1 protein-coding gene is annotated in these 841 nt (G+C 64.8%); it reads right to left on the bottom strand.

Translation table 11 applies throughout. The features are described 5' to 3' along the window. A partial coding sequence (locus A9X01_RS00115) for a condensation domain-containing protein (RefSeq protein WP_155771835.1) occupies positions 1–841 on the bottom strand: 841 nt, incomplete at both ends.

The following is an 841-nucleotide window of genomic DNA, read 5'->3' as shown; positions in this document are numbered from 1 at the left end:
GTAGACGAAGAGGGTGTCGAAGAGCCGGTCGTGGCCACTGAGCCGGTGGATCTCGGTCAACGCCAAATGCTGATGCTCCAAGGTCTCGTTGTGCACCCGGTGCAACTGACCCAACAAATCCGCCGCACTCATCGACGGACTCAACCGCGCCCGCACCGGCACCGTATTGATCAACAAACCCACCATCGAATCCGCACCCACCACCTCCGCGGGCCGACCCGACACCGTGATCCCGAACACCACATCCTGCTGCCCGGTCAACCACATCAACACCTGCGCAAAAGCACCCTGCAACACCGTATTCACCGTGGTACGACACGCCCGCGCCAACTCACCCACCGCACGCGTGGTCTGCTCGGACAGCCGGAACAGTTCTGCGCTACGAGGGTTCGGTCCGGTCCGGTGTGGCGGTGCGATCAGTGTCGGGGTGTCGAAGCCGGCCAGTACAGCGCGCCAAGCGGCGCGGGCGGCGTCGAGATCACGGTCGGCCAGCCACCGCACGTAGTTGCGGTAGGGCGCCGCCGCGGGCAGCCGCTGACCCTGATACCCGGCGAAGATCTCCCGCAACACAATCGGCATCGACCAGCCATCGACCACAATGTGGTGATTGGTCAACACAAACCGATACCGATCCCCACCCACACCAATCAACACCGCCCGAAACGCCGGCGGCCGCCCCAGATCACACACCGCCGCACGCTCAGCCGCACACACCCGCCCAACCTCGGCCTCAACACCCGACTCGCCCAAACCCGCATCCAGCTCGACATAGCGCCACACCGCCACCGGCTCAGCCGGAATCACCTGCACCGGCTCATCAAACTGCGCACAAAACCGGGCC

Source organism: Mycobacterium asiaticum (assembly GCF_001668675.1).
In the GTDB taxonomy this organism is placed as follows: domain Bacteria; phylum Actinomycetota; class Actinomycetes; order Mycobacteriales; family Mycobacteriaceae; genus Mycobacterium; species Mycobacterium asiaticum_D.
The sequence above is the reverse complement of the archived record's forward strand: the minus strand, read 5'-3'. Positions and strand labels throughout refer to the sequence as shown.